At 62.2% G+C, this 25,381-nt stretch carries 23 protein-coding genes; 19 read left to right on the top strand and 4 right to left on the bottom strand.

The genetic code is table 11. From position 1 onward, the window contains the following. Nucleotides 1–357 precede the first annotated feature (357 nt). Nucleotides 358–1,578, bottom strand: a complete 1,221-nt coding sequence (locus ACFY9W_RS16445) for a CoA transferase (protein ID WP_391132039.1) — start codon at nt 1,576–1,578, stop codon at nt 358–360. A 14-nt stretch (nt 1,579–1,592) separates the two neighbouring features. After that, on the bottom strand, nt 1,593–2,774 hold the full coding sequence (locus ACFY9W_RS16440) for an acyl-CoA dehydrogenase family protein (RefSeq protein ID WP_391132037.1): 1,182 nt from the start codon (nt 2,772–2,774) through the stop codon (nt 1,593–1,595). Nucleotides 2,775–2,935: 161 nt separating this feature from the next. On the opposite strand from ACFY9W_RS16440, the gene ACFY9W_RS16435 reads away from it, so the two are divergent. The 10 genes from ACFY9W_RS16435 (at nt 2,936) to ACFY9W_RS16390 (ending at nt 12,822) form a co-directional block, all read left to right on the top strand. Continuing rightward, the gene (locus ACFY9W_RS16435) at nt 2,936–3,835 is read left to right on the top strand and encodes a LysR substrate-binding domain-containing protein (protein ID WP_391132035.1); all 900 of its coding nucleotides are present in this window, start codon (nt 2,936–2,938) and stop codon (nt 3,833–3,835) included. A gap of 436 nt (nt 3,836–4,271) precedes the next feature. Further along, a complete protein-coding gene (locus tag ACFY9W_RS16430; protein WP_391132033.1) occupies nt 4,272–5,393 on the top strand; it encodes a Re/Si-specific NAD(P)(+) transhydrogenase subunit alpha in 1,122 nt (373 codons plus the stop codon). Between the two features lie 11 nt (nt 5,394–5,404). Next, complete coding sequence (locus ACFY9W_RS16425; protein ID WP_016484308.1) at nt 5,405–5,719, top strand: NAD(P) transhydrogenase subunit alpha; 315 nt, start codon at nt 5,405–5,407, stop codon at nt 5,717–5,719. 2 nt (nt 5,720–5,721) lie between these two features. Continuing rightward, nucleotides 5,722–7,173, top strand: a complete 1,452-nt coding sequence (locus ACFY9W_RS16420; protein ID WP_391132030.1) for an NAD(P)(+) transhydrogenase (Re/Si-specific) subunit beta — start codon at nt 5,722–5,724, stop codon at nt 7,171–7,173. Between the two features lie 189 nt (nt 7,174–7,362). Then, on the top strand, nt 7,363–8,856 hold the full coding sequence (locus ACFY9W_RS16415) for a succinate CoA transferase (protein WP_391132028.1): 1,494 nt from the start codon (nt 7,363–7,365) through the stop codon (nt 8,854–8,856). A gap of 436 nt (nt 8,857–9,292) precedes the next feature. After that, on the top strand, nt 9,293–9,508 hold the full coding sequence (locus ACFY9W_RS16410; RefSeq protein ID WP_201204204.1) for a DUF1127 domain-containing protein: 216 nt from the start codon (nt 9,293–9,295) through the stop codon (nt 9,506–9,508). Between the two features lie 305 nt (nt 9,509–9,813). Then, the gene (locus ACFY9W_RS16405) at nt 9,814–10,131 is read left to right on the top strand and encodes a DUF2388 domain-containing protein (RefSeq protein WP_284357124.1); all 318 of its coding nucleotides are present in this window, start codon (nt 9,814–9,816) and stop codon (nt 10,129–10,131) included. An 88-nt stretch (nt 10,132–10,219) separates the two neighbouring features. After that, nucleotides 10,220–10,513 (top strand): DUF2388 domain-containing protein, encoded by a 294-nt coding sequence (locus ACFY9W_RS16400; protein ID WP_391132025.1) that lies wholly within the window; start codon nt 10,220–10,222, stop codon nt 10,511–10,513. A 36-nt stretch (nt 10,514–10,549) separates the two neighbouring features. Beyond that, a complete protein-coding gene (locus ACFY9W_RS16395) occupies nt 10,550–10,870 on the top strand; it encodes a DUF2388 domain-containing protein (RefSeq protein WP_110742426.1) in 321 nt (106 codons plus the stop codon). Further along, nucleotides 10,867–12,822: a DUF4105 domain-containing protein gene (locus tag ACFY9W_RS16390; protein WP_391132023.1), complete on the top strand. Its 1,956-nt coding sequence runs from the start codon at nt 10,867–10,869 to the stop codon at nt 12,820–12,822. Before ACFY9W_RS16395 ends, ACFY9W_RS16390 begins: the two co-directional genes overlap by 4 nt. A gap of 126 nt (nt 12,823–12,948) precedes the next feature. On the opposite strand, the gene ACFY9W_RS16385 is transcribed toward ACFY9W_RS16390, so the two are convergent. Continuing rightward, nucleotides 12,949–13,350, bottom strand: coding sequence for a GFA family protein (locus ACFY9W_RS16385; RefSeq protein ID WP_391132021.1), 402 nt, complete (start codon nt 13,348–13,350; stop codon nt 12,949–12,951). 267 nt (nt 13,351–13,617) lie between these two features. On the opposite strand from ACFY9W_RS16385, the gene ACFY9W_RS16380 reads away from it, so the two are divergent. From ACFY9W_RS16380 to ACFY9W_RS16340, 9 genes are all read left to right on the top strand, one after another. After that, nucleotides 13,618–14,925, top strand: coding sequence for a citrate:proton symporter (locus ACFY9W_RS16380; RefSeq protein ID WP_391132019.1), 1,308 nt, complete (start codon nt 13,618–13,620; stop codon nt 14,923–14,925). 69 nt (nt 14,926–14,994) lie between these two features. Next, nucleotides 14,995–15,765, top strand: coding sequence for a TerC family protein (locus tag ACFY9W_RS16375; protein WP_391132017.1), 771 nt, complete (start codon nt 14,995–14,997; stop codon nt 15,763–15,765). Nucleotides 15,766–15,964: 199 nt separating this feature from the next. After that, the gene (locus ACFY9W_RS16370) at nt 15,965–17,623 is read left to right on the top strand and encodes a sodium-dependent inorganic phosphate transporter (RefSeq protein ID WP_391132015.1); all 1,659 of its coding nucleotides are present in this window, start codon (nt 15,965–15,967) and stop codon (nt 17,621–17,623) included. Nucleotides 17,624–17,653: 30 nt separating this feature from the next. Then, complete coding sequence (locus ACFY9W_RS16365) at nt 17,654–19,060, top strand: insulinase family protein (protein WP_391132013.1); 1,407 nt, start codon at nt 17,654–17,656, stop codon at nt 19,058–19,060. A 146-nt stretch (nt 19,061–19,206) separates the two neighbouring features. Next, complete coding sequence (locus tag ACFY9W_RS16360; RefSeq protein ID WP_391132011.1) at nt 19,207–20,241, top strand: DUF5924 family protein; 1,035 nt, start codon at nt 19,207–19,209, stop codon at nt 20,239–20,241. A 262-nt stretch (nt 20,242–20,503) separates the two neighbouring features. Further along, the gene (locus ACFY9W_RS16355) at nt 20,504–21,637 is read left to right on the top strand and encodes an MlaE family lipid ABC transporter permease subunit (protein WP_391132009.1); all 1,134 of its coding nucleotides are present in this window, start codon (nt 20,504–20,506) and stop codon (nt 21,635–21,637) included. Beyond that, nucleotides 21,634–22,425: an ATP-binding cassette domain-containing protein gene (locus tag ACFY9W_RS16350; RefSeq protein ID WP_391132007.1), complete on the top strand. Its 792-nt coding sequence runs from the start codon at nt 21,634–21,636 to the stop codon at nt 22,423–22,425. Before ACFY9W_RS16355 ends, ACFY9W_RS16350 begins: the two co-directional genes overlap by 4 nt. Nucleotides 22,426–22,428: 3 nt before the next feature. Continuing rightward, on the top strand, nt 22,429–23,367 hold the full coding sequence (locus tag ACFY9W_RS16345) for an MlaD family protein (RefSeq protein ID WP_391132005.1): 939 nt from the start codon (nt 22,429–22,431) through the stop codon (nt 23,365–23,367). Further along, nucleotides 23,364–23,999, top strand: coding sequence for an ABC-type transport auxiliary lipoprotein family protein (locus ACFY9W_RS16340; RefSeq protein WP_391132003.1), 636 nt, complete (start codon nt 23,364–23,366; stop codon nt 23,997–23,999). Before ACFY9W_RS16345 ends, ACFY9W_RS16340 begins: the two co-directional genes overlap by 4 nt. Here ACFY9W_RS16340 and ACFY9W_RS16335 read toward each other — a convergent pair. Further along, complete coding sequence (locus tag ACFY9W_RS16335; RefSeq protein WP_264361335.1) at nt 23,981–25,210, bottom strand: nucleoside recognition domain-containing protein; 1,230 nt, start codon at nt 25,208–25,210, stop codon at nt 23,981–23,983. The genes ACFY9W_RS16340 and ACFY9W_RS16335 overlap by 19 nt on opposite strands. Nucleotides 25,211–25,381 lie beyond the last annotated feature (171 nt).

Genomic DNA, 25,381 nt, shown 5'->3' with positions numbered 1-25,381 from the left:
CTCAGAGCCTGTCAAGCGTTTATTTTGAAGTTTTTTGCGAGAAACTCGTTTAGCTTCAAACACTTGGCTCGCTGCGATCTCTCGTAGCGGGAGGCGAATCATACAGCGTTTAAAAGCGCTGTCAACCACCATCTTAACCGCTTGCGATCATTCGATCATAGCCCTTTCAACACCACCTTAACTACCTAACTCGTTGAATATCAAGGAGTTTTTCGTTCAGATGTCGCTGGAAGTGGGGCGCATTATAAGGGGATTCGAAAGCGCGTCAACCCTTAATTTCAAGAAACTGTAATATCGCTGAAAAGCAAAGCGGGGCGGCCTGACGGCCGCCCCGCTTCTCGATAGCACCACGCGCTTCTAGAGCACGCCTGCATCGCGCAAGCGCTGCACCTCGCCCGCTTCCAGCCCCAATACCTCCTCGAGCACCACCTCGGTATGCTCACCCAGCAGAGGCGGCGCCCGCCGATACTCCACTGGCGTCTCCGACAACCTTATAGGGCTGGCCACCTGCGGCACGCTGCCTGCCAACGGGTGCGCAATACTCACCGCCAGCCCACGTGCCAGCACCTGAGGATCCTGGAACATCTGCGCCAGATCATTGATAGGCCCGCACGGGACGCCGGCAGCCTCCAGCTGGCTGACCCATTCGGCTGTTGTCTTGAATACCGTGGCCTGGCGAATCAGCGGGATCAGTTCAGCCCGGTTGGCCACCCGCTGCTTATTAGTAACGAAGCGTGGGTCGTCCGCCCATTGCGGCTGCCCGGCCACCTCTGCGAATTTGCGGAACTGGCCATCGTTGCCCACTGTAAGAATGAAATCGCCATCCGCGGTCGGAAAATCCTGATAAGGCACGATATTAGGATGTGCATTGCCCAGGCGGCGAGGCGGGTTACCTGTAGTCAGGTAGTTCATGGCCTGGTTCGCCAGGCAGGCCACCTGCACATCAAGCAGCGCCATGTCGACATGCTGCCCCACTCCGGTCTGCTCCCGATGGGCCAGAGCAGCAAGCATGGCCACCGTGGAGTACAGCCCGGTGAGAATGTCGGTAAGTGCCACGCCCACTTTGACCGGACCTGCACCCTCCTCACCCTCCGGGCGGCCGGTAAGGCTCATCAGCCCACCCAGCCCCTGAATCATGAAGTCATAACCCGCACGCTTGGCATACGGCCCCGTCTGGCCAAAACCGGTGATGGAGCAGTATATAAGCTTGGGGTTGATCACTTTGAGGCTCTGGTAGTCCAGGCCGTAGGCCGCCAGCCCACCCACCTTGAAGTTCTCGATGACGATATCGGACTTCGCTGCCAGCTCACGCACCAGGCGCTGCCCCTCAGGCTGGGTGAAGTCGATGGTCACCGAGCGCTTGTTACGGTTGGCCGACAGGTAGTATGCCGCCTCACTGGTGTTCTCTCCTGCCGCATCCTTGAGGAAGGGCGGCCCCCATGCGCGGGTATCGTCACCACTGCCCGGGCGCTCGACCTTGATCACGTCAGCGCCCAGGTCAGCGAGAATCTGACCAGCCCATGGGCCGGCCAACACGCGCGAAAGGTCCAGCACCCGCAGATGTGATAGCGCGCCCATGGGCTGGCTCCTTATTAATAGAAGGCCTGGATACCGGTTTGCGCACGCCCAAGGATCAGTGCATGCACGTCGTGGGTGCCTTCATAGGTGTTCACCACCTCCAGGTTGACCAGGTGACGGGCCACACCGAACTCATCGGAGATGCCGTTGCCCCCCAGCATGTCGCGCGCCATGCGGGCAATGTCCAGCGCCTTGCCGCAGGAGTTGCGCTTCATGATCGAAGTAATTTCCACCGCTGCGGTACCTTCGTCCTTCATGCGCCCCAAACGCAGACAGCCCTGCAGTGCCAGGGTGATTTCGGTCTGCATGTCGGCCAGCTTCTTCTGGATCAGCTGGTTGGCAGCCAGAGGGCGGCCGAACTGCTGACGGTCCAGGGTGTACTGACGCGCGGTGTGCCAGCAGGCTTCGGCGGCGCCCAGCGCCCCCCACGAGATGCCATAGCGGGCCGAGTTGAGGCAGGTGAACGGGCCTTTGAGGCCGCGCACATCCGGGAAGATGTTCTCCTCTGGCACGAACACATTGTCCATGACGATTTCACCGGTAATGGAGGCGCGCAGGCCAACCTTGCCATGAATCGCCGGGGCACTCAGGCCCTGCCAGCCTTTTTCCAGGACAAAGCCCCGGATATCCCCCGCATCGTCCTTGGCCCAGACCACGAACACATCAGCGGTCGGGCTATTGGTGATCCACATCTTGCTGCCGCTCAGGCGATAGCCGCCGTCAACCTTCCTGGCACGGGTAATCATCGATCCCGGGTCGGAGCCATGGTTAGGCTCGGTAAGGCCGAAGCAACCGATCCACTCGCCACTGGCCAGCTTGGGCAGGTATTTCTGCTTCTGTGCTTCGGTACCGAATTCGTTGATCGGGACCATCACCAGCGAAGACTGCACGCTCATCATCGAGCGGTACCCCGAGTCGATACGCTCCACCTCGCGGGCAATCAGGCCGTAGCACACATAGTTAAGGCCGCTGCCACCATATTGCTCGGGAATGGTTGCACCCAGCAGGCCGACCTCGCCCATTTCGCGGAAGATCGCCGGGTCGGTCTGCTCGTGGCGGAAGGCTTCGAGCACACGCGGGGCGAGCTTGTCCTGGGCGAACTGATAAGCGCTGTCTCGCACCATGCGCTCTTCTTCCGTGAGCTGCTGATCCAGCAGCAGCGGGTCGATCCAGTTGAAGCTTGCTTTACCGGCCATGAGCAAAATCCTCGAAATAGGGGGTAGTTTCTTGTGCCTTTGAGCCTAGGCCTGATCGGCTGCCGGGACAAACGAGGATTGCGCACCAATTAGTGATAATTTGTCACTTCGTAAATCGGCAAAATGCCATATTGACAGCCTTACAAGTGAGGTTGACGTACATGCGCCGCAAGATCCCCAGCACTGCCGCCCTGGTTTGCTTCGAGGCAGCAGCGCGCAACGAAAGCTTCACCAAGGCCGCCCAGGAGCTTGCCCTGACCCAAGGCGCCGTTTGTCGCCAAATTGGCGGGTTGGAGGCCTTTCTCAATGTGGAGCTGTTCCGCCGTTCGCGCCGGGGCGTGAAGCTGACCGAAGCCGGCCTTTCCTACAGCCGCCAGGTTGCCGCCCAACTGGACGCGGTCGAGCGCGATACCCTGTCGGTAATGGGCCAGCAGGGCGCCAGCGTGATCGAGCTGGCAGTAGTGCCAACCTTCGGCACCCAATGGCTGCTACCGCGCCTCAAGGGCTTCCAGCAAAGCCACCCGGAGGTCACGGTCAACCTTACCAACCGCACACGGCCATTCCTGTTTGCCGACACCGCCTTCGATGCCGCTATCTATTTCGGTGACGCCGACTGGTCAGGCACCCAGTCGCACCGGCTGATGGGTGAAAACCCGCTCCCCGTGTGCAGCCCGGCGCTACTGGCCGGGCAGGGCGTACTTGACGCACAGCGCATCGCCCAGCTGCCGCTCCTTCAACAAAGCACGCGCCCTTACGCCTGGCGGCAATGGTTCGGCAGCCTGGGAATGAATGTGGAACGCGACATGACAGGCCCGCGTTATGAACTATTCTCGATGCTCGCCCAGGCAGCCATGCATGAAATGGGGGTCGCGCTGATTCCACCGTTCCTGATCCAGCGCGAGTTGGAGGAGGGCAGGTTAGTGGTCGCTAACAGACACGCCCTCAGTAGCGACAAGGCCTACTATCTGATGATTCCGGAGCGCAAGGTAGAGTCGGCCTCGCTGCGCGCCTTCCGCGACTGGCTGGTAAGCCAGGCCCAGGCCTACACCGCAACAACATGAGCAAGTGCGACAAATTGACTATGTAGTCAATTATTTTAAACACCTACAGATATATGTATTTGTCGCATTTGAATAAACTGTTATGTAAGCCGAAAAATACCCTTTAACCCTGCTAACTACGCGGCCTTGCGGGTTATTTTTCGACATTCACCGTGCCCTGAGCGAATTGATCGAAAAATTTTTGATTTTTTCTCCTAATCTGCCAATAGCCCATGTTTGACGGGCTAGAGCCTTATTGCTGCGACAAGCGGTCACAGGGTGACTTGTAGTTTTAACTTCGTTTCGCTCCAGAACCGGTTGAAGGCCCCTGGGTTCGTCTGCAAAATGCTTCGCCCGCCTGGGATACGGCGGGTTGGCGCTCCACTGCCGCCCCAGCACACCACCCGAAGTGCGCTGGCTCTTACAAAGACAAAAGGTCACCGCAGGAGAATAAGTCGTGCACATTGGTGTTCCTCTCGAGACGCAGACCGGTGAGACAAGGGTCGCTGCGACCCCGGAAACCATCAAGAAACTGATTGGCCAGGGCCATCAGGTCACCGTCCAACGGGGGGCAGGGCTCAACGCCAGCATTCCGGACAGTGCCTATGAGGCCGTGGGCGCTTCCCTCGGGAACGCAGCCGATGCCTACGGCGCCCAGTTGGTGCTCAAAGTGGTCGCCCCCAACGACCAGGAACTGGCCCTGATCAACAGTGGCAGCCTCCTGGTGGGCATGCTCAACCCCTTCAACGGCGAACTGATCGGCAAGATGGCCGAGCGCGGCATAACCGCCTTCGCCCTGGAAGCCGCACCGCGTACGTCGCGGGCGCAAAGCCTGGACGTGTTGTCGTCGCAGGCCAACATTGCCGGTTACAAGGCCGTGTTGCTGGCTGCCCATCACTACCCACGCTTCATGCCCATGCTGATGACCGCCGCCGGTACCGTGAAGGCCGCGCGCGTGCTGATCCTGGGGGCAGGCGTTGCCGGCCTGCAGGCCATCGCCACGGCCAAGCGCCTGGGTGCGGTGATCGAAGCGTCCGACGTGCGCCCTGCCGTGAAAGAGCAGATCGAATCGCTGGGGGCCAAGTTCATCGACGTGCCCTACGAGACCGATGAGGAACGCGAGTGCGCCGAAGGCGTCGGCGGTTATGCCCGCCCGATGCCCGCCAGCTGGATGCAGCGCCAGGCCCAGGCCGTGCATGAACGCGCCAAGCAGGCGGATATCGTCATCACCACCGCACTGATTCCCGGCCGCAAGGCACCGACCTTGCTCAGCGCCGAGACCGTTGCGCAGATGAAGCCCGGCTCGGTGGTCATCGACCTTGCCGCGGCCCAGGGGGGCAACTGCCCGCTGACTGTTGCAGACCAGGTGGTGCAGGAAAACGGCGTGACCATCGTCGGCCCGACCAACCTGCCGGCGCAGGTGGGTGCCGATGCCTCGGCGCTGTACGCACGCAACCTGCTGGACTTCATGAAGCTGCTGTTCGACAAGGACGGCGCACTGGTCATCAACCTCGAAGACGATATCGTCGCGGCCTGCCTCATGTGCCGTGATGGTCAAGTCGTCCGCAAGAACGGCTAAGGAGCACGACAATGGAAGACATGCTGATTTCCCACGGCATCTACAACCTGATCATCTTCGTGCTGGCCATTTATGTGGGCTACCACGTGGTGTGGAACGTCACTCCGGCGCTGCACACGCCACTGATGGCCGTGACCAACGCCATCTCTGCCATCGTGATCGTCGGCGCCATGCTGGCCGCCGCACTTACCGTGACCCCGGCCGGCAAACTGATGGGCACGCTCGCCGTGGCCCTGGCTGCGGTCAATGTGTTTGGTGGCTTCCTGGTCACCCGCCGCATGCTTGAGATGTTCAAGAAGAAAGCCAAGAACGAGGGGCAGAAGTAAGCATGAGCATGAATCTGGTAACACTTCTGTACCTGGTCGCCTCGATCTGCTTCATCCAGGCGCTCAAGGGCCTGTCGCACCCGACTACCTCGCGGCGCGGCAACCTGTTCGGCATGATCGGCATGGGGATCGCCATCCTCACCACGGTGGGCCTCATCTATAAGCTCGGCGCGCTCTCTGTTGGCAACGGCGGGGCTACTGCCGGCATCGGCTACGTGATCGTCGGCCTGCTGGTCGGCGGTACCGCCGGTTCGATCATGGCCAAGCGCGTCGAGATGACCAAGATGCCTGAGCTGGTCGCCTTCATGCACAGCATGATCGGCCTGGCTGCCGTGTTCATCGCCATCGCCGCCGTGCTGGAGCCACAGTCGATGGGCATCGTGGCTGCCATCAGCGACCCGATCCCTACCGGCAACCGTCTGGAACTGTTCCTCGGTGCCGCCATCGGTGCCATTACCTTCTCCGGTTCGGTAATCGCCTTCGGCAAGCTGTCGGGCAAATACAAGTTCCGCCTGTTCCAGGGCGCACCGGTACAGTTCGCCGGCCAGCACAAGCTGAACCTGATCCTTGGCCTTACCACCATCGCCCTGGGCCTGCTGTTCACCTTCACCGGCCACTACAGTGCATTCACCCTGATGCTGGTTCTGGCCTTCATCATGGGCGTGCTGATCATTATTCCGATCGGTGGCGCCGACATGCCTGTGGTGGTGTCGATGCTCAACAGCTATTCGGGCTGGGCGGCTGCCGGCATCGGCTTCTCGCTGAACAACTCGATGCTGATCATCGCAGGTTCGCTGGTCGGCTCGTCCGGTGCCATCCTCTCGTACATCATGTGCAAGGCGATGAACCGTTCGTTCTTCAACGTCATCCTCGGTGGCTTCGGCGGTGACACCGATGCCGGCGCCGCGCAAGGCTCCAAAGAGCAGCGCCCGGTGAAGTCCGGCTCGGCCGACGATGCCACCTTCCTGCTGAGCAATGCCGACAGCGTGATCATCGTGCCGGGTTACGGCCTGGCAGTAGCCCGTGCCCAGCACGCGCTGAAGGAACTGACCGAGAAGCTGACCCACAACGGCGTGACCGTGAAGTACGCGATCCACCCGGTGGCGGGGCGCATGCCCGGGCACATGAACGTGCTGCTGGCCGAAGCCGAAGTACCTTACGACCAGGTATTCGAGATGGAGGACATCAACGCCGAGTTCGGTCAGGCCGACGTGGTGCTGGTACTGGGCGCAAACGACGTGGTCAACCCGGCGGCGAAGAACGATCCCAAGTCCCCGATTGCCGGTATGCCGATCCTTGAAGCGTTCAAGGCCAAGACCATCATCGTCAACAAGCGCTCCATGGCCAGTGGCTATGCCGGCCTGGACAACGAACTGTTCTACCTGGACAAGACCATGATGGTGTTCGGTGACGCCAAGAAGGTGATCGAAGATATGGTCAAAGCGGTCGAGTAAGGCTTTTCGCTAAAAACCGTGCGTTATATAGAAGGCCCCGGCGAGATCTCTCCCGGGGCTTTTGCTTTTCAATGATCCAGATCAACGGCTCTACTGCATGGCTTCTCATACGACCATGGTCGCGGGACGGCACTGGGCGAAATCTCTAGACTGCGCTGCAGTAGTTTCAGTAGCCCGAGATAACAATCCATGTACCGTGATCGTATCCGCTTGTCCTCCCTGCACAGCAAGGTAATGAGTGCGGCTGATGCCGCTGGTCTGATCGAGGACGGCATGACTGTCGGCATGAGCGGTTTCACCCGCGCCGGCGAAGCCAAGGCCGTACCGCATGCACTGGCCGAACGTGCCAAGCAGTCGCCACTGAAAATCAGCCTGATGACCGGCGCCAGCCTGGGCAACGACCTGGACAAGCAACTGACCGAGGCCGGCGTGCTGGCCCGCCGCATGCCGTTCCAGGTCGACAGCACCCTGCGCAAGGCCATCAACGACGGCCAAGTGATGTTCATCGACCAGCACCTGTCGGAAACCGTCGAACAACTGCGCAACCAGCAGCTCAAGCTGCCGGACATCGCCGTCATCGAAGCGGTGGCCATCACCGAGCAGGGCCACATCGTGCCAACTACTTCGGTGGGCAACTCGGCCAGCTTCGCGATCTTCGCCAAGCAGGTGATTGTCGAGATCAACCTCTCGCACAACCCCAACCTCGAAGGCCTGCACGACATCTATATCCCGACCTACCGCCCGACCCGCACGCCAATCCCGCTGGTCAAGGTCGACGACCGTATCGGCAGCACCGCCATCCCGATCGACCCGGCCAAGATCGTCGGCATCGTCATCAGCGACCAGCCAGACTCGCCGTCCACCGTTCTGCCGCCGGATGACGAAACCCAAGGCATTGCCGACCACCTGATCAACTTCCTCAAGAAGGAAGTCGAAGCTGGCCGCATGACCAACAAGCTCGGCCCGCTGCAGGCGGGTATCGGCAGCATTGCCAACGCGGTGATGTGCGGCCTGATCGAGTCGCCGTTCGAAGACCTGACCATGTACTCCGAAGTACTGCAGGATTCCACCTTCGACCTGATCGACGCCGGCAAGCTCAGCTTCGCTTCGGGCAGTTCGATCACTTTGTCCAGCCGCCGTAACGCCGACGTGTTCGGCAACCTGGAGCGCTACAAGGACAAGCTGGTGCTGCGCCCGCAAGAAATCTCGAACCACCCGGAAGTGGTACGTCGCTTAGGCATCATTGGTATCAACACCGCGCTGGAGTTCGATATCTACGGCAACGTCAACTCCACCCACGTGTGTGGCACCAGGATGATGAACGGCATCGGTGGCTCGGGTGACTTTGCCCGCAACGCCCACCTGGCCGTGTTCGTCACCAAGTCGATTGCCAAGGGCGGTGCGATTTCCAGCGTGGTGCCGATGGTCAGCCATGTCGACCACACCGAGCATGACGTGGACATTCTGGTCACCGAACAAGGCCTGGCCGACCTGCGTGGCCTGGCACCGCGCGAGCGCGCGCGGGCGATCATCGACAACTGTGTGCACCCGGATTACCGCGCTGCGCTGAACGATTACTTTGATCGCGCCTGCCAGCGTGGCGGCCACACCCCGCACATCCTCCGTGAAGCACTGAGCTGGCACGAAAACCTGGAAGAAACCGGGCGCATGCTGGCTGGCTGATCCAGCTGTAGCAAGGAACAGCAGCCCTGCTTCTGCTGTTCCGGCCTCTTCGCGGGCTTGCCCGCCCCCACAGGTCATGTGCAACCCTCAAAGGGAGTGCTTTACCTGTGGGAGCGGGCAAGCCCGCGAAAGGGCCATAACAGTCAAATCCTCCGACCAGAACACCTTGCGACCAACAGCTAGCATAAACTGTACTACTGCACTGGTAGTTAGACGCTTCCCCGCTTCATGAATCCATTCCCCAAAGCCAAAACGCACCATTAAAGTGCAGACCAGTACAGTTACGCCATTTTGGAGTGCAACAGTAGGGTTACACAGTTAACTGAGCCATCGTCTTTCACTTGAACTGTATCTACTGTTATGGACAACAGAGGAGGATCATTGGCATCAGTTAAACCACTACCTAATCCCGCCATAAGCGGAAGGATGAAGCATCATGGAACGTACCCTCAGTTCCGGTCTGGTCTTTGAAAGCAACGCCCAGCAATCCAACGCCTCGATGCCACTGCGCGCATTGTCCACTCTGCTGCTGTGGCAGCGTCGCATGGCCAGCCGCCGTCAACTGGCTCGCCTGGACGCGCGCCTGCTGGCCGACGCGGGCATCAGCGAGTCGCAACGCTACGAAGAGCTGAGCAAGCCTTTCTGGCGCTAAGCACCGGCTTGCCGGCTTAGGCTGGCACCGCGAATTCTCAAAACCCGTTGCAGGCGACTGCAGCGGGTTTTTTGTTTCCAGAGCGCATGCTAGGGCCTCTCAAGGCACAACATGTACAGTTTGCACAAACACTAAAACAGACCAGCACAGTTTACTGGCGCACTGTTCATTAACATCCACAAACACCGGCGCGTGATACGCTTGCCCTAGCAGTCTGGTAAACACACTGTTCAAAAGTACCGTGACGATCTGTGCGAGCGTCCGATAAACAGAACCACCCGACCCTAGTCCAGGAGTCCACCATCATGTCCCGTAAATACCTGATTGGCGCCGCCCTGATGCTGAGCCTGGCCGGCACCGCAAACGCCACCAGCTTTGTTGTCACCACTGACGCCGTGGTAGGCGCGGTGGCTGCGTCCACCGATGCCACTTCCGATATCTCCTCTTCGTTCAAAGACGACAAGATCGTGCAGGCCGCCCGTGACGACGCCGCCAGCTTCGTTGGCAGCCAGGGCGACATCCGCGGTGCCAAGCTGGAAAGCGCTTTCCTGCACATCCGCTCGCAAATGCCGGCCCTGCAGGCCAGCGACGCACAGCTGGCCCAGGCCATCCTGGCGCTCTGATCCCGGCTGAGCCATTGAGCTGTGCGGGTTACCCCCCGCACAGCCGCACCCACTTTTACCGCCCACGTTACCAGCCGTTGTAGAGCCCATGCGTTATCTGTTGCCGCTGCTGTTTTCCGTTGCAGGCATGGCCAGCGCCCATGCCATGGATACCACCACGCAAGGCCTGGTCATCTCAGGCTATGCCACCAGTCAGGTCACCACCGCGCCCTTCGATCGCAAGCTGGTCCGCCAGGCCCGCGACGATGCTGCTGCGTTTGTAGCCAGCGACGGCCAGATCCGCGGCGCGCGGCTGGAGGCTGCACTGGAATCATTACGCCACAATTGTGCACGGCTCGCCGTCGGCGATCTGGAACTGGCGCAGGCAATTCTCGTCCAATAACTACACCTGACTCCCTGTATTTTTCGGAGATGCTCCATGCGTAAACCGCTGATTGCCGCTACCCTCGGCATGCTGCTGCTGGCCGACCTGGCCCAGGCACAGACCCTGGTGGCCACCAGCAACATCATCGTGCGTGCCTTTGGCCGCTCGATCGACTTCACCTCAGACACCACCACCTCGATTCGCGACTCCAAAGTGGTGCGCGAAGCCCATGACGACGCTGCCAGCTTCGTCGCCAGCAACGGTGACATCCGCGGCGCGCAACTCGAGTCGGCCTTCAACACCCTGCGTGAGCGCGTGCCAGAAGCACGCGGCGCCAGCGACCAGGTACTGGCCGAAGCCATCCTCGCGCTGTGAAAAGCGTGCGTGCCTGGCTGCTCGGCTGCGCCCTGACGCTGCCCGGCACACCCGTATTGGCCGACCTGCAGCTTCAGCTGCAGGCGTCCGGCCTGGACTCACAACAGGTCCAGGCCAGCCAGGCCCTGCTGGATGAGGCCCTGAGCAAGCTACCCCCTCGATTCAAACAGCAGCTGGACCGCCGCGTGCGGGTCAGCTGGAGCGACAGCATGCCGGCCGATGCCTATGGCCAGGCATCGCTGGTGTCCACCCTTGAGCTCAACCGCCGCCTGCTTGCGGGCCTCACCGATGGCAGCGCCGCGGCCGAGCGTACCGGCCGGCCACACGGCACGGTGCGCGAAGAACTGTTGGCCACGGTGCTGCACGAGCTCACCCATATCTACGACCGGGCCCGCTTGTGGCCCGCCGCCGAAAACTCGCTGATTGCCCGCTGCAAACGCCAGCAAGGCACGCTGGGCAAGATCGGCCTGCCCGAGGAGTGCCGCGGCCAGGCCGAACGCCGCTTCACCCTCAGCGACGACCCGCGGTTGCTCGACCTGGCCGGCTGGCAGCAGTACGTGGGCCGACGCGGCGAGCGCGAGCAGCACAATGGCCAGTTCGTACGCAGCCCCGACAGTTATGAACTGAGCAGCCCCAAGGAGTACATCGCGGTCAACATGGAGTATTTTCTCCTCGACCCGAGCTACGGCTGCCGTCGCCCGGCGCTGAACCAGTACCTGCGCCAGCACTTCGGTTGGGCACCCCAACAGGACACCTGCGCCAAAGGCCTGCCGTTCATCAATGCCGGTAGCGACTTTGCCCGCCAGCCGCTGGGGGAAATCGACCCTGAGCGGGTCTATGAAGTGGACTACCTGCTGGCCGAAGCCAACCAGAACCTGGTCAGCCGCTGGGGCCACAGCATGTTGCGCCTGGTGATCTGCAAGCCGGGCCGCCCACGCGGGCCGGACTGCCGCCTGGACCTCGACCAAAGCCTTGTGCTGTCGTACCGCGCCTTCGTCAACGATGTGCAGCTGTCCAGCTGGGACGGCCTGGTCGGCAACTACCCGTCGCGGCTATTCGTACTGCCGCTGAGCCAGGTGATCGACGAATATACCAAAACTGAACTGCGTAGCCTGGCCTCGGTGCCTTTAAGGCTCAACCGCAGCGAAATCGAAGACCTTGTGCGCCAGGCAGCCGAGATGCATTGGAGCTATGACGGCAACTACTGGTTCCTGTCCAACAACTGCGCCGTGGAATCGTTGAAATTGCTGCGCAGCGGAACCGCCAACCCGCGCCTCAACGACCTCGACAGCATCATGCCCAACGGTTTGCTGGCGGTGCTCAAGGGCAGGGGGCTGGCCGACACCAGCGTGCTCGACGACCCGCGCGAGGCCTTACGGCTGGGCTACCGCTTCGATTCCTACCGCGACCGCTACCAGGCCATGTTCGAGGTGCTGAGGAAGCAGCTGCCGATCAAGCAGGCCCTGGTCGAAGACTGGCTGGCTCTGGACGCCGAACAACGCCGCCCGTGGTTCGCCAAGGCCGACCTGCGCACCAGTGCCGCATTGCTGTTGCTCGAGCAGGCCAGCTTGCGCAGGCAACTGCTGCTGGCCCAGGACGAGGTCAAGCAGCGCTACCTGAACGCCGCAGCATTGAACGACGGCAGCGTTAGCAAAGCGGATGCAACCCTCAAGCAGATGCTCGCCAACAGCGGCTTCCTCAGCCGCCCGGCAGAGTTGCTGGATGCCAAGGGCTACGGGCTGCCGCAACCCGAAGAGCGCAAGCACCTTGAGCAGGTGAGCAGCGAACGCCAGGCACAGCTGTTGCGCCTGAGCACCAGCCTGGACAAAGAGGTGAGGGCGCTGCTGGAGCCGTCACGGGCCAAGGAAATTGCCGCGGTCGAGGCCAATGTGAAGCAGATCGGCGAGCATCTGCGGGCGCTTCACAAGGCTGCGGGTGGCTTGCAGTTGTGATGTTTGCAGGCCCGGCCTCTTCGCGGGCATGCCCGCTCCCACAGGATCTACACCGCCCTTGAGATCTGCGCCGTACCTGTGGGAGCGGGCTCGCCCGCGAAGAGGCCCGTACAGGCAGCACAACGCCTACAGGCGTTCCTCTGCCTGCGAAGGCAAATCCTCATCCAGGTGCAACCAAGGCAACCGGCTACCCACCCAGATATGCCGGTTGGCCCGCACCCACTCCGGGTGATCCAGCGTCGCCACCGTCACATCGACCGTTTCCGGGCTATGGGTAGTCACCAACGCCACATGCGCCCCGCACTGCCCACAGAAGTACCGGCTGCAACTGGCTGGCGCCACATAGCAGTTCGGCTCACCCGCCAGCCATTGGAAGCCCGAGCGGGGAAGGGTAAGCCAGGTCACCACCAACCCGCCGCTGACCCGCCGGCAGATCGAACAATGGCAGTGGGCAATGTCCGTCAGGTCGCCCTCCAGCCGATAGCGCAGGGCGCCACAATGGCAGCCTCCTTCGGTTACATCCTGCATCACCTACCTCTCGTCGCCTTTGCTTCAGCGAAAGCTGGCTGAAAGCTTGCCCTCATAGGATAGCCCCCACTACCGGCACAAGACCGGTCAGCCAGGGCACCCGGTAAACACCGCGCCCGGCCCAATCAACAACAACAATGGTGATTCTGATGTATTCCTGTGCCCGCCTTCCTGCAGTCCCCCTCCGCATGCTCCCTGCACAGCGCCTGACGCGCTGATCCGCCCGAATCGACTTTCCTTTCGCCGCGCCACGCCTGGAGTATTGCCATGCTGACCTTCCTCGGCTTTGCCATGGTCATCACCTTCATGTACCTGATCATGACCAAGCGCCTGTCGGCCTTGATCGCGCTGATCCTGGTACCGATCCTGTTCGCCCTGTTCGGCGGTTTCTCCGCCAAGATCGGCCCCATGATGCTCGAAGGCATCAGCAAGCTTGCGCCTACCGGCGTAATGCTGATGTTCGCCATCCTCTATTTCGCCCTGATGATCGACTCCGGCCTGTTCGACCCGGCCGTGCGCAAGATCCTCAAGCTGGTCAAGGGCGACCCGCTAAAGGTTTCGGTCGGTACCGCCGTGCTGGCCCTGGTGGTCTCGCTCGACGGTGACGGCGCCACTACCTACATGATCTGCTGCGCCGCCATGCTGCCGATGTACAGCCGCCTGGGGATGAGCCCGCGGATCATGGCCGGCCTGATCATCCTGGCCGGCGGGGTAATGAACATGACCCCGTGGGGTGGCCCCACCGCCCGCGCCGCCAGTGCCCTGCATGTGGACCCGTCGGACATCTTCGTACCGATGATCCCGGCCATGCTGTTCGGCGTGCTGGCGATCCTGGGCATTGCCTACATGTACGGCAAACGTGAACGTGCCCGCCTGGGCGAACTGCACCTGCCGACGGACGACATCGATCACAGCGAAATCACCGTTTCGCAATACCCGGAAGCTCGCCGGCCCAAGCTGCTGTACTTCAACGGCGCGCTCACTGCGGCCCTGATGGTGGCACTGATCATGGGCCTGCTGCCGCTGCCGGTGCTGTTCATGATCGCCTTCAGCATCGCCATGATCGTCAACTACCCATGCCTGCAACAGCAGAAGGACCGCATCGCCGCCCACGCCGGCAGCGTGCTGGCCGTGACCGGGTTGATCTTCGCCGCCGGCATCTTCACCGGCATCCTGTCGGGCACCGGCATGGTCGACGCCATGTCCAAGAGCCTGCTGGCAGTCATCCCGGAAGCGCTGGGCCCTTACCTGGCGGTAATCACCGCGATCGTGAGCATGCCGTTCACCTTCTTCATGTCCAACGATGCCTTCTACTACGGCGTACTGCCTGTGCTGGCCGAAGCCGCCAGCCACTACGGCATCACGCCGGTGGAAATGGCCCGTGCCTCGATCGTAGGGCAGCCGGTACACCTGCTCAGCCCGCTGGTACCCTCCACCTACCTGCTGGTGGCCCTGGCCGGTATCGAGTTCGGCGACCATCAGCGCTTCACGCTCAAGTGGGCAGTGCTGGTATGCCTGTGCATAATGCTCGCCGCACTGCTGATGGGGATTTTCCCGCTGTTCAGTAGTCTTTAATACATACGTATCACCTACGCGACGCGCCCTGACCGGGGCGCGTTGCCATTACCGCTCGAAGGAAATTACATGGAATGGCTGACCAGCCCGGAAATCTGGGTTGCCTTTTTTACCCTTACCGCGCTTGAGATCGTCCTCGGTATCGACAACATCATCATGATCTCGATCCTGGTCAGCCGCATGCCCAAGCACATGCAGCCGCGTACCCGGATCTTCGGCCTGGCCCTGGCCATGGTCACCCGCATCATGCTGCTGCTGTCGATCACCTGGGTCATGCGCCTTACTGCCGACCTGTTCGTGGTATTCGGCCAAGGCATCTCCGGGCGTGACCTGATCCTGTTCTTCGGCGGCCTGTTCCTGCTGTGGAAAAGCTCGCAAGAGATCTACCACGGCCTGGAAGGCGAAGACGAGAACCCGGACGAGCCAAAAGGCGCGGGCGGCAAGTTCTTCTACACCATTATCCAGATCGCCATCATCGACATCGTGTTCTCGCTGGACTCGGTGATCACTGCGGTGGGTATGGTTTCCCACGTACCGGTGATGATCGCCGCCATTGTCGTTGCTGTACTGGTGATGATGCTGTGCGCCGGTGCCATCAGCAATTTCATCGACAAACACCCGTCGCTGAAGATGCTCGCACTGTCGTTCCTGATCGTGGTCGGTACCGTACTGATCGCCGAAGCTTTCGATGTGCATGTACCGAAAGGCTACGTCTACTTCGCCATGGCGTTCTCGCTGGCGGTGGAAGCAATCAACATCCGCATGCGCACCGCCGCGGCCCGCAAGGAAGGCAAAGAGCATGACCCGGTGAAACTGCGCAAGGACATTCCGGGTCAGTAAGATCAGGAAGTGCAAAACAGAAAGGGCCCTTTGTAGGGCCCTTTTTTCATGCCCCATCGGTTTCAAACAAATGACAGCCATGCGAAGCTGGCGGCAGCTGCGCAAAACAACTAAAGCTTTGAGTGAGCACTGAAAAGTCTTCGAACGCTCACGTTTCTTTTCTTGGCCCGCTGGGCCAGTGCAACAGGGGGCCTTCGCCATGCTGACCCTGCTCAACCTGCTCTCGGCCGTGACGCTTCTGGTCTGGGGCACCCATATCGTGCGTACCGGCATTCTCCGGGTCTTCGGCTCGAACCTGCGGCGCATCATCAGCCAGAACATGGACAAGCGCCCGCTGGCGTTCATCGCCGGCATTCTGGTCACAGCCATGGTGCAGAGCAGTAACGCCACCGCCATGCTGGTCACATCCTTCGTTGGCCAGGGCCTGATGGCCATGACCCCGGCCCTGGCGATCATGCTCGGCGCCGACGTGGGTACCGCGCTGATGGCACGGGTGCTCACCTTCGACCTGTCGTGGCTTTCACCGCTACTGATCTTCCTGGGCGTGATCTTCTTCCTCTCGCGCAAGCAGACGCGGGCTGGCCAGCTGGGCCGGGTAGGTATCGGCCTTGGCCTGATCATCCTGGCGCTGGAGCTGATCGTGCAGGCAGCTGCGCCGATCACCCACGCCCAAGGCGTGAAAGTGCTGTTCGCGTCGCTGACCGGCGACATCATGCTCGACGCCCTGGTCGGCGCCATGTTCGCCATGATTTCCTATTCCAGCCTGGCTGCCGTGCTGCTCACCGCGACACTGGCCGGTGCCGAGGTCATCAGCCTGCCAGTGGCGATCGGCCTGGTGGTCGGCGCCAACATCGGTAGCGGGTTGCTGGCCTTCATCAGTACCAGCATGCAGAACACTGCCGGGCGCCGCGTGGCGTTGGGCAGCTTGCTCTACAAGCTGATCGGCCTGCTGTTGATCATCCCTGCGCTGCACCCATTGGTGCAGTGGATGGACTCCCTCAGCTTCAGCCCGCAAGAGCTGGTAATCGGGTTCCACCTGCTCTACAACACGCTGCGCTGCCTGCTCATGCTGCCTACGGTCAAACTCATGGGCCGGCTGTGCAATACCCTGCTTCCCGAGCGGGAAAACGGCAATGGCCAGATCCGCCCACGCCACCTCGATGCCTCGGCCCTGGAAACCCCCACACTGGCCCTGGCCAACGCCTGCCGCGAAACCTTGCGGCTTGGCGATATCGTCGACAGCCTGCTCGAAGCCATGCTCGGTGCGCTGCGCGGTACACAGACGGCCTTGCCACAGCAGGTCCGCGCCCTAGGCGAAGACGCCGAAGCCTTGTACAGCGCCATAAAGCTATACCTGGCACAGATGCCGCGCGAAGACCTCAGCGAGCAGGACAACCGCCGCTGGGCCGAGATCATCGAGCTGGCAATCAACCTCAAGCTGGCCTGCGACTTGACTGAACGCATGCTGCGCAAGGTCCAGCAGCAGAAAACCAGCCAGCGCCGGGAATTTTCCCAGACGGGCCTCGAAGAATTGACCGGCCTGCAAGAGCAATTACTGGCGAACCTGCGCCTGGGCCTGTCGGTATTCCTCAGTGCCGACCCGGAAAGCGCCCGCTTGCTGCTGCGGGAAAAGCGCCGTTTTCGCGCCCAGGAACGGCGCCTGGCGCACGCCCATGTCAGCCGCCTGCAGCGTAAGGTGGTGCAAAGTATCGAGACCAGTTCGCTACACTTGGAGCTGATCGCCGACATGAAGCGGTTGAACTCTTTGTTCTGCAGCAGTGCCTATGTGGTACTGGGCGGTTCGGACACCGGCGGGCTGATGCTCGACAGCGTGCCGGACGAAGCCCGTCTGCCGTGATTTCGCGTACCTGAGGACCCAAGCTCGCCCATGCGTTGCCTGATGTTCGTTTGCCTGCTGATCTGCAGCCTGCCCTCATTGGCCCTCGACCGCTCCCGGGTTGAGGGCTACCTGTTGCCCAACGGGCTGCAGGTCATCCTGAAAAACGGCTACGAACGCGACCATGTGGCGATCCGCCTGGTGGTCGGGGTGGGCCTGGACGACTTCGATTGCGAGCAGAAAGAGCTGCCTCACCTGCTTGAACACTTGCTGTTCAGCGGCATCGACGAAACCGGCGAGGGCGGCCTGGAGGAGCGCCTGCAATCGCTGGGTGGCGAGTGGAATGCCTACACCAGCAGCGCCGACACCACCTTCGTCATCGAGGCCCCGGCGCGCAACCAGCGCAAAGTACTCGACCTGCTGCTGGCAGTCATCCGCGACACCCGTATCGACGCCAAGGCCCTGGCCACCGCCAAGCGCATCATCGAACGCGAGGATGGCGGCCACTATGGCCACCTGCAACGCTGGCTCGACCGTCAAGACATCGGCCACCCGGCCAGCGACCAGCTGGCGACCGAACTGGGCCTGAAATGCCCTGAGCGCTCCAACATCGACGACATGACCCTGGAGCAGGTACAGGCCCTGCGCGAACGCTGGTACGCCGCCAACAACATGACCCTGATCATGGTCGGTGGCCTCGACCGCCTGCTGCCCGCCTACCTGGAGCGCACGTTTGGTGAGCTACCCGCCACCGAACCTGAAGAACGCCGCAACCTGGAGAGCATCACCCAACAGGCCGAGCAGCGTCGCGACCTGACCCGCGGCTGGCTGGGCGATAGTGTCAAGCTGCACTGGCTGTTCATCGAGCCCGTGCTGGACAACGACCACCAGGCCACCCTCGACCTGCTGTCGCGGTATCTGGACTGGGCCTTGTACGACCAGCTGCGCCTGCGCAACGGGCTGTCCTACGGACCTTCGGTACAACGCGAGAGCTTTGGCGACACTGGCCTGCTCAGCCTCAATGCCGACCTGGAACGTGATGACATCGACAAGGCGGTCGAGGTGATGCAGGGCTTGTTCGACCACCTGCGCAAGGAAGGCCTCGACCCGGACACCTTTGCTCGCATCCAGGACGCCAGCGCGGCCAAGGAAAGCTGGAGCACCCAAGGCAACAGCGCCCTGGCCGACTACTACTGGGGGGCGCTGAACGACTATACCGACGGGCGTTTTGCCAACCCGGTGCGCAAGCTGCGCCAGGTCAGCCTGGAGCAGGCCAATGAGGCGTTGAAGGACCTGCTGAAAGAGGACGGATATGTACGGATCGAGAAGCCGCTGCTGGGTTATGACGAGCTTTACGGGCTGGTCGCCTTGCTGGTGGGGCTGATTCTGGCGGCGGGGTTGCTGCGCTGGCGCCGGCATGGGCCTGAACGGCCGAGTGGTGCTACACGGCAGCGGTGAATCGGCGGTATCCTTTTGCCAGTACCGGCCCTTTCGCGGGCTCGCCCGCTCCCACAATGATCGCGTTAACGCCGAACCCTGTGGGAGCGGGCATGCCCGCGAAGAGGCCGGCACAGCCACCCCATTCCTCCCTGTTGTAGCCCCCAATGCCCCAAATCCCTCAAGTCGCCCTGCGCATCATCGAACTGCTCAAACGCTACCCCGGCATCATCGCGCTCGGCGGTTTCCTCTCCGGTATCGGCAGCTTCATCCTGGTCGACCGCCAGGCTGGCCTGGCCAGCTGGGTCGCCATCCTGATGCTGGTCAGCTGGGTCTGGCTGATGCTGGAAAACACCCTCACCGGCCTGTTCGCACGTACCTTCAACCGCGAAATCCCGCAGCCGCTGTTGCGCTACGCGACGCAGATGATCCACCAGGAAACGCTGTTCTTCGTGCTGCCGTTCTTCTTCATCACCACCACCTGGAACAGCGGCCAGCTGGTGTTCACCGGTCTGCTCGGCGCAGCCGGCCTGATCTCGATCACCGACCCGCTGTACTACAAGTGGCTGGCTCCGCGCCGCTGGCTGTTCCTGGCACTGCATACCCTGACGCTGTTTGCAGCCCTGCTGACCGCGCTGCCGATCATCCTGCACCTGACCACCGCGCAAAGCTTCAAGCTGGCGCTAATTGCGGCCATGGTTTTGTCGTTCCCCAGCCTGGCCAGCAGCTTCCCGATCAACACCTGGCGCCGCGGCGTGGCCTTGGTGCTGGTTACCCTGTCGGTCGGTGCCGGCGGCTGGCTGCTGCGTTCGTGGGTGCCACCGGCAACCTTATGGATGACCGACGTAGCGGTAAGTACCGAAGTCATCAACCGCCAGCCAGGCGAGTCGCTGGACGAAATCGCCGCCAGCCGTATCCGCAGCAGCGGCCTGTACGCCTACACCGCCATCAACGCACCACGCGGCCTGAACGAACGGATCTACCATGTGTGGCAAAAGGACGGTAAAGAGGTCGACCGCATCGCCTTGGACATCCATGGCGGGCGCAAGGAAGGCTACCGGGCCTGGACCCACAAGCAGAACTTCCCGCCGAACCCGGTGGGCAAATGGCAGGTGAGGGTGCTGACCGAGGATGGCCAGGTGATTGGCGTGCTGCGCTTCAAGGTGGTAGACGACACGCCAGCGCCCACATTGAACAGGTAGACCCGGCCTCTGTGGGAGCGGGCATGCCCGCGAAGAATCCAACTCGGTGCATGGCACCGGCTGCGCCGGTGTTCGCGGGCTTGCCCGCTCCCACAGGGTCCCTGCTAAATCAGTAAGTGATGTGCAGTTCTGTGGGAGCTGGCTTGCCGGCGATGGGCCGCAAGGCGGCCCCCAACGCACCCAAACACAGCACATAAGCACCAAACAGCCCATGCCTGCTGCGCTATGATCAGCCCTTAAGCCTTAGCGCCGAGTCAAATGCATGGAGCCTGTGACCACCCCCAGCGCCACCCTGGACGCCAGTCGCCAACCGGCCTGCCTGCGCATAACCGGTGACTGGACCCTGGCGCACTACGCCAGCCTCAAGCGCGAGAGCGAGCCTCTACGCGCGCAATTCACTGCCGACACCGTCGCCGACCTCAGCCAGCTGGGCCGCCTGGACACCGCAGGGGCTTCACTGCTGGCCGAGCTGCTCGGCTCCGAGCGTTTGTCGCACTGTACCGAGGACTTGCCCGACGCCAGCCGCGCACTGCTCAAGAACGTCTACTGTTCGGTCCAGGACTATTGCATCCCGATCAAGGAGCCCGAGCGCAACGTACTGCTGATGCTGCTGGAACGCATCGGCCGCGCCGTCGGCACCCTGTGGCAAGACACCATGCAGTTGCTTGGCTTCGTCGGCGTAATCCTCGAGACCTTGCTGCGCCGCGCCCTGCAACCGCACCGCTGGCGCATCACCCCGGTCGTGGCACACATCGAGCAGACCGGGCTGGACGCCGCCCCCATCGTCGCCTTGCTGACCTTCCTGGTCGGCGCGGTGGTGGCCTTCCTCGGTGCCACGGTGCTGGCCGCGTTCGGCGCGACCATTTTCACCGTCGATCTGGTGGCGTTTTCGTTCCTGCGCGAGTTCGCCGTACTGCTCACAGCCATTCTCATGGCCGGCCGCACTGCCAGCGCGTTCACCGCGCAGATCGGCTCGATGAAGGCCAACGAGGAAATCGACGCCATCCGCACACTGGGCCTGAACCCAATGGAGCTGCTGGTGGTGCCACGGGTACTGGCACTGCTGATTTCGCTGCCCTTGCTCACCTTCATCGCGATGATCTGCGGCATCGTCGGCGGCGCAGTGGTCTGCGCCCTGTCGCTGGACATCTCGCCGGCCATGTTCCTGTCGCTGCTGCAAAGCGACATCGGCGTGCAGCACTTTCTGGTGGGCCTGGCCAAGGCGCCATTCTTCGCCTTCCTGATCGCCGCCATCGGCTGCCTCGAAGGCTTCAAAGTCAGCGGCAGCGCCGAATCGGTGGGCGCACACACCACCTCGGCGGTGGTGCAGTCGATTTTCGTGGTCATCGTGCTGGACGCAGTGGCCGCCCTGTTCTTCATGGAGATGGGCTGGTGACTGATCGGGAAAACGTGATCGAAGCCCGTGGCCTGTGCAACCGCTTCGGCCGCCAGGTGGTGCATGAAAACCTGGACCTGGACCTGTACCGAGGCGAAATCCTGGCTGTGGTCGGTGGTTCGGGCAGCGGCAAGTCGGTACTGCTGCGCAGTATTATCGGCCTGCGCCGGCCCAACGAAGGGCTGATCAAGGTATTCGGCCAGGACCTAGCGGGCCTGCGCGAAGAACAGCGCTCGCTGGTCGAACGGCGCTTCGGCGTGCTGTTCCAGAAGGGCGCGCTGTTCTCTTCGCTGACGGTGACCGAAAACGTCGCCTTGCCCTTGATCGAGCACGCCGGGCTGTCCCGCGCCGATGCCGAGCACCTGGCCGGTGTGAAGCTGGCCTTGGCCGGGCTGCCCATCTCGGCCGCCGACAAGTACCCGTCCTCGCTTTCGGGGGGCATGATCAAGCGTGCGGCGCTGGCCCGCGCCCTGGCACTGGACCCGGATATCCTGTTCCTCGACGAGCCCACCGCTGGCCTGGACCCGATCGGCGCCGCCGCATTCGACCAGTTGATCCTGACCCTGCGCGATGCCCTGGGCCTGTCGGTGTTCCTCATCACCCACGACCTCGACACCCTGTACACCATTACCGACCGCATCGCGGTGCTGTCGCAGAAAAAGGTCCTGGTAGCCGGCCCGCTGGCCGAGGTCGAGCAGACCAACGACGCCTGGATTCAAGAATACTTTCATGGCCCACGCGGGCGCGCAGCCGAACAGGCCGCCAGCCGTGCCGGGCAGGAGCGCTGAGCAATGGAAACCCGAGCCCATCACGTTCTCATAGGCCTTGTCACCGTTCTGGTGGTGGCGGGTGCCATGCTGTTTGGCCTATGGCTGACCAAGTCCAGTGTCGATGACGCCTTCAAGGATTACGAAGTGGTGTTCAACGAAGCCGTTTCCGGCCTGTCACGCGGCAGCCCGGTGCAGTACAACGGCATCAAGGTAGGTGATGTGTCCACGCTGCGCCTGGACCCGAAAGACCCGCGCCGGGTACTGGCCCGGGTGCGCCTGAGCGGCGATACCCCGGTGAAAGAAGACACCCAGGCCAAACTGACCCTGGCCGGCGTGACAGGCAACTCGTTCATCCAGCTCAGCGGCGGCACCCCACAAAGCCCTGAACTCAAGGGCAAGGACGGCAAGCTGCCGGTGATCATCGCCTCGCCGTCGCCCATCTCGCGCCTGCTTAACGACAGCAGCGACCTGGTCACCAACATCAACCTGCTGCTGCACAACGCCAACCAGATGTTCTCCGAGGACAACATCGGCCACCTCAGCAGCACCCTGGCCAACCTCGACAAGACCACCGGAGCGTTCGCCGGCCAGCACGGCAGCATTGCCGAGGCCATCGAGCAACTGGTGCAGGTGGGCAAGCAGGCCAGCGCCACCCTGGTCGAAACCCAGACACTGATGCGCAATGCCAACGGCCTGCTGGGCAGCGAAGGCAAACAGGCGATCGGCAGCGCCGAGCAGGCCATGCAGTCGCTGGCCGAAAGCACGGCCACCATCAACAATCTGCTGAAAAACAACAGCGAGGCCATTGGCGACGGCGCCCAGGGCCTGAACCAGCTCACGCCTGCCATTCGCGAACTGCGCGAAACCCTTAACGCACTCAAGGGCATTTCCCGGCAACTGGAGGCCGACCCGAGCGGCTACCTGCTCGGCCGCGACAACAACAAGGAGTTCCAGCCATGAAACCGTCGCTGCGCCTGCTGGCCCTGGCAGCCTCGCTGAGCCTGACCAGTGCCTGCTCGATCCTGCCCAAAAGCGAACCCGTCGACCTCTATCGCCTGCCGGTTAACCAGCCCAGCCGCACGGCAGCGCCACTGGACTGGTCATTGCGCCTGAACAAGCCTCTGGCCAGTGAAGTATTGGCCGGCCCGCGCATTGCCGTGATTCCTCAGGGCGATGTGGTCAGCAGCTACAAAGGAGCACGCTGGAGCGATGCCGCCCCGGTGCTGCTGCGCAACCGCCTGCTCGATGGTTTCCAGCGCGATGGCCAGGTACAGCGCCTGAGCGCCGACGACAGCAACCTGCAGGCCGACTACGAGCTGGCTGGCGAGCTACAGGCATTCCAGAGTGAGTACCGCCCGGGCGGGGCGGTGGAGGTGGTGATTCGCTATGACGCCAGGCTGGTTCAGGGCCGCAACCAGCGCATTCTGGCCAGCAAGCGCTTCGAAATCCGCCAGCCGCTTGCCGACAAACAAGTGTCAGCCGTGGTCGCCGGTTTCGGCCAGGCCAGCGACCAGCTGGTGGGGCAGGTTGTGGCCTGGACTGTCGCCCAGGCCAGCCAGGCACAACGCAAGGATCAGGCAAAGAACCAGTAGCAGACGAAGATCGCCGCTACCACGCCTGAGAACTCGGCCAGCAGTGCGCAACCAACCGCGTGGCGCACGCGCTGGATACCCACCGCGCCAAAGTACACGGCCAGCACGTAGAAGGTAGTTTCGGTACTGCCCTGAATGGTTGCCGCTACCAGCGCCGGGAAACTGTCCACGCCCTGGGTCTGCATGGTCTCGATCAACATCGCCCGGGCTGCGCTGCCAGAGAATGGTTTGACCAGCGCGGTGGGCAGGCCCTCGACGAAGCGAGTGTCCAGGCCCATCCAGTTCACCGCATGGCGGATACCGTCCAGGGCCAGCTCCAGGGCGCCAGAAGCACGCAGCACACCGACCGCCACCAGCATCGCCACCAGGTAGGGCAACAGGTTCTTGGCGACATCGAAGCCTTCCTTGGCGCCTTCGACAAAGGCTTCATACACCTTGACCCGCTTCAGGGCACCAATCACCAGGAACAGCATGATCACGCCGAACAGCGTAAGGTTGCCCAAAATCGACGACAGGCTGGCCAGCGCGGCGGCCGACAGGGTGCCGAGGAAAGCCATGAAACCGCCCAGCAGCAACGCGCCGGGGATGAAGTAGGCGAGCACCACCGGGTCCCACAGGCGCAGGCGCTGCATCACTGCCACCGACAGCAGGCCCACCAGGGTCGAGACGCTGGTCGCCAGCAGGATTGGCAGGAACACCATGGTCGGGTCTGGCGCGCCCTGCTGGGCCCGGTACATGAAGATGGTTACCGGCAGCAGTGTCAGCGACGAGGCGTTGAGCACCAGGAACAGGATCTGCGCATTGCTCGCGGTGGTGCTGCTGGGGTTCAGCTCCTGCAGCGCACGCATGGCCTTCAGGCCAATCGGCGTGGCCGCGTTATCCAGGCCCAGGCCGTTGGCGGCGAAGTTCATGGTGATCAGGCCCAAGGCAGGGTGACCAGGTGGCACTTCCGGCATCAGGCGGGCGAACAGTGGGCCCAACACCTTGGCCAGCCATTCTACGATGCCGGCCTTTTCAGCGATCTTTAGAAAGCCCAGCCACAGGGTCAGCGTGCCGAACAGCAGCACCATCACCTCGACCGACAGCTTGGCCATGGCGAAGATGCTTTCGACCATTGCCGCGAAGATCCCGGCATTGCCACCCACCAGCCATTGGGCCAGGGCGGACACTGCCGCCACCAGGAAAAAGCCGAGCCAAAGGCCGTTGAGCATCCGTGTGTTCCCCCTGAAAAATGCCCGAATGATAGCGTATCGGTGCGTAAGGCTGGAGATCAGACCTGACTGAAGACACTGTGGGAGCGGGCGAGTCCGCGAATCAGGCAACGCGGTGGATGGCACCGGCTTCGCCGGTGTTCGCGGCGGTTCGGCGCCCCGACAAGCCCG

The sequence above is a fragment of the Pseudomonas sp. NPDC008258 genome, from assembly GCF_042956345.1.
Classification (GTDB): Bacteria; Pseudomonadota; Gammaproteobacteria; order Pseudomonadales; family Pseudomonadaceae; genus Aquipseudomonas.
The sequence above is the reverse complement of the archived record's forward strand: the minus strand, read 5'-3'. Positions and strand labels throughout refer to the sequence as shown.

What these genes read in the sequence shown, in the direction of transcription:
- ACFY9W_RS16445 (WP_391132039.1), bottom strand. Translation starts at nt 1,578, where the DNA reads ATGGGCGCGCTATCACATCTGCGGGTGCTGGACCTTTCGCGCGTGTTG.
- ACFY9W_RS16440 (WP_391132037.1), bottom strand. Translation starts at nt 2,774, where the DNA reads ATGGCCGGTAAAGCAAGCTTCAACTGGATCGACCCGCTGCTGCTGGAT.
- ACFY9W_RS16435 (WP_391132035.1), top strand. Translation starts at nt 2,936, where the DNA reads ATGCGCCGCAAGATCCCCAGCACTGCCGCCCTGGTTTGCTTCGAGGCA.
- ACFY9W_RS16425 (WP_016484308.1), top strand. Translation starts at nt 5,405, where the DNA reads ATGGAAGACATGCTGATTTCCCACGGCATCTACAACCTGATCATCTTC.
- ACFY9W_RS16420 (WP_391132030.1), top strand. Translation starts at nt 5,722, where the DNA reads ATGAGCATGAATCTGGTAACACTTCTGTACCTGGTCGCCTCGATCTGC.
- ACFY9W_RS16415 (WP_391132028.1), top strand. Translation starts at nt 7,363, where the DNA reads ATGTACCGTGATCGTATCCGCTTGTCCTCCCTGCACAGCAAGGTAATG.
- ACFY9W_RS16410 (WP_201204204.1), top strand. Translation starts at nt 9,293, where the DNA reads ATGGAACGTACCCTCAGTTCCGGTCTGGTCTTTGAAAGCAACGCCCAG.
- ACFY9W_RS16405 (WP_284357124.1), top strand. Translation starts at nt 9,814, where the DNA reads ATGTCCCGTAAATACCTGATTGGCGCCGCCCTGATGCTGAGCCTGGCC.
- ACFY9W_RS16400 (WP_391132025.1), top strand. Translation starts at nt 10,220, where the DNA reads ATGCGTTATCTGTTGCCGCTGCTGTTTTCCGTTGCAGGCATGGCCAGC.
- ACFY9W_RS16395 (WP_110742426.1), top strand. Translation starts at nt 10,550, where the DNA reads ATGCGTAAACCGCTGATTGCCGCTACCCTCGGCATGCTGCTGCTGGCC.
- ACFY9W_RS16385 (WP_391132021.1), bottom strand. Translation starts at nt 13,350, where the DNA reads ATGCAGGATGTAACCGAAGGAGGCTGCCATTGTGGCGCCCTGCGCTAT.
- ACFY9W_RS16380 (WP_391132019.1), top strand. Translation starts at nt 13,618, where the DNA reads ATGCTGACCTTCCTCGGCTTTGCCATGGTCATCACCTTCATGTACCTG.
- ACFY9W_RS16375 (WP_391132017.1), top strand. Translation starts at nt 14,995, where the DNA reads ATGGAATGGCTGACCAGCCCGGAAATCTGGGTTGCCTTTTTTACCCTT.
- ACFY9W_RS16370 (WP_391132015.1), top strand. Translation starts at nt 15,965, where the DNA reads ATGCTGACCCTGCTCAACCTGCTCTCGGCCGTGACGCTTCTGGTCTGG.
- ACFY9W_RS16365 (WP_391132013.1), top strand. Translation starts at nt 17,654, where the DNA reads ATGCGTTGCCTGATGTTCGTTTGCCTGCTGATCTGCAGCCTGCCCTCA.
- ACFY9W_RS16360 (WP_391132011.1), top strand. Translation starts at nt 19,207, where the DNA reads ATGCCCCAAATCCCTCAAGTCGCCCTGCGCATCATCGAACTGCTCAAA.
- ACFY9W_RS16355 (WP_391132009.1), top strand. Translation starts at nt 20,504, where the DNA reads ATGGAGCCTGTGACCACCCCCAGCGCCACCCTGGACGCCAGTCGCCAA.
- ACFY9W_RS16345 (WP_391132005.1), top strand. Translation starts at nt 22,429, where the DNA reads ATGGAAACCCGAGCCCATCACGTTCTCATAGGCCTTGTCACCGTTCTG.
- ACFY9W_RS16340 (WP_391132003.1), top strand. Translation starts at nt 23,364, where the DNA reads ATGAAACCGTCGCTGCGCCTGCTGGCCCTGGCAGCCTCGCTGAGCCTG.
- ACFY9W_RS16335 (WP_264361335.1), bottom strand. Translation starts at nt 25,210, where the DNA reads ATGCTCAACGGCCTTTGGCTCGGCTTTTTCCTGGTGGCGGCAGTGTCC.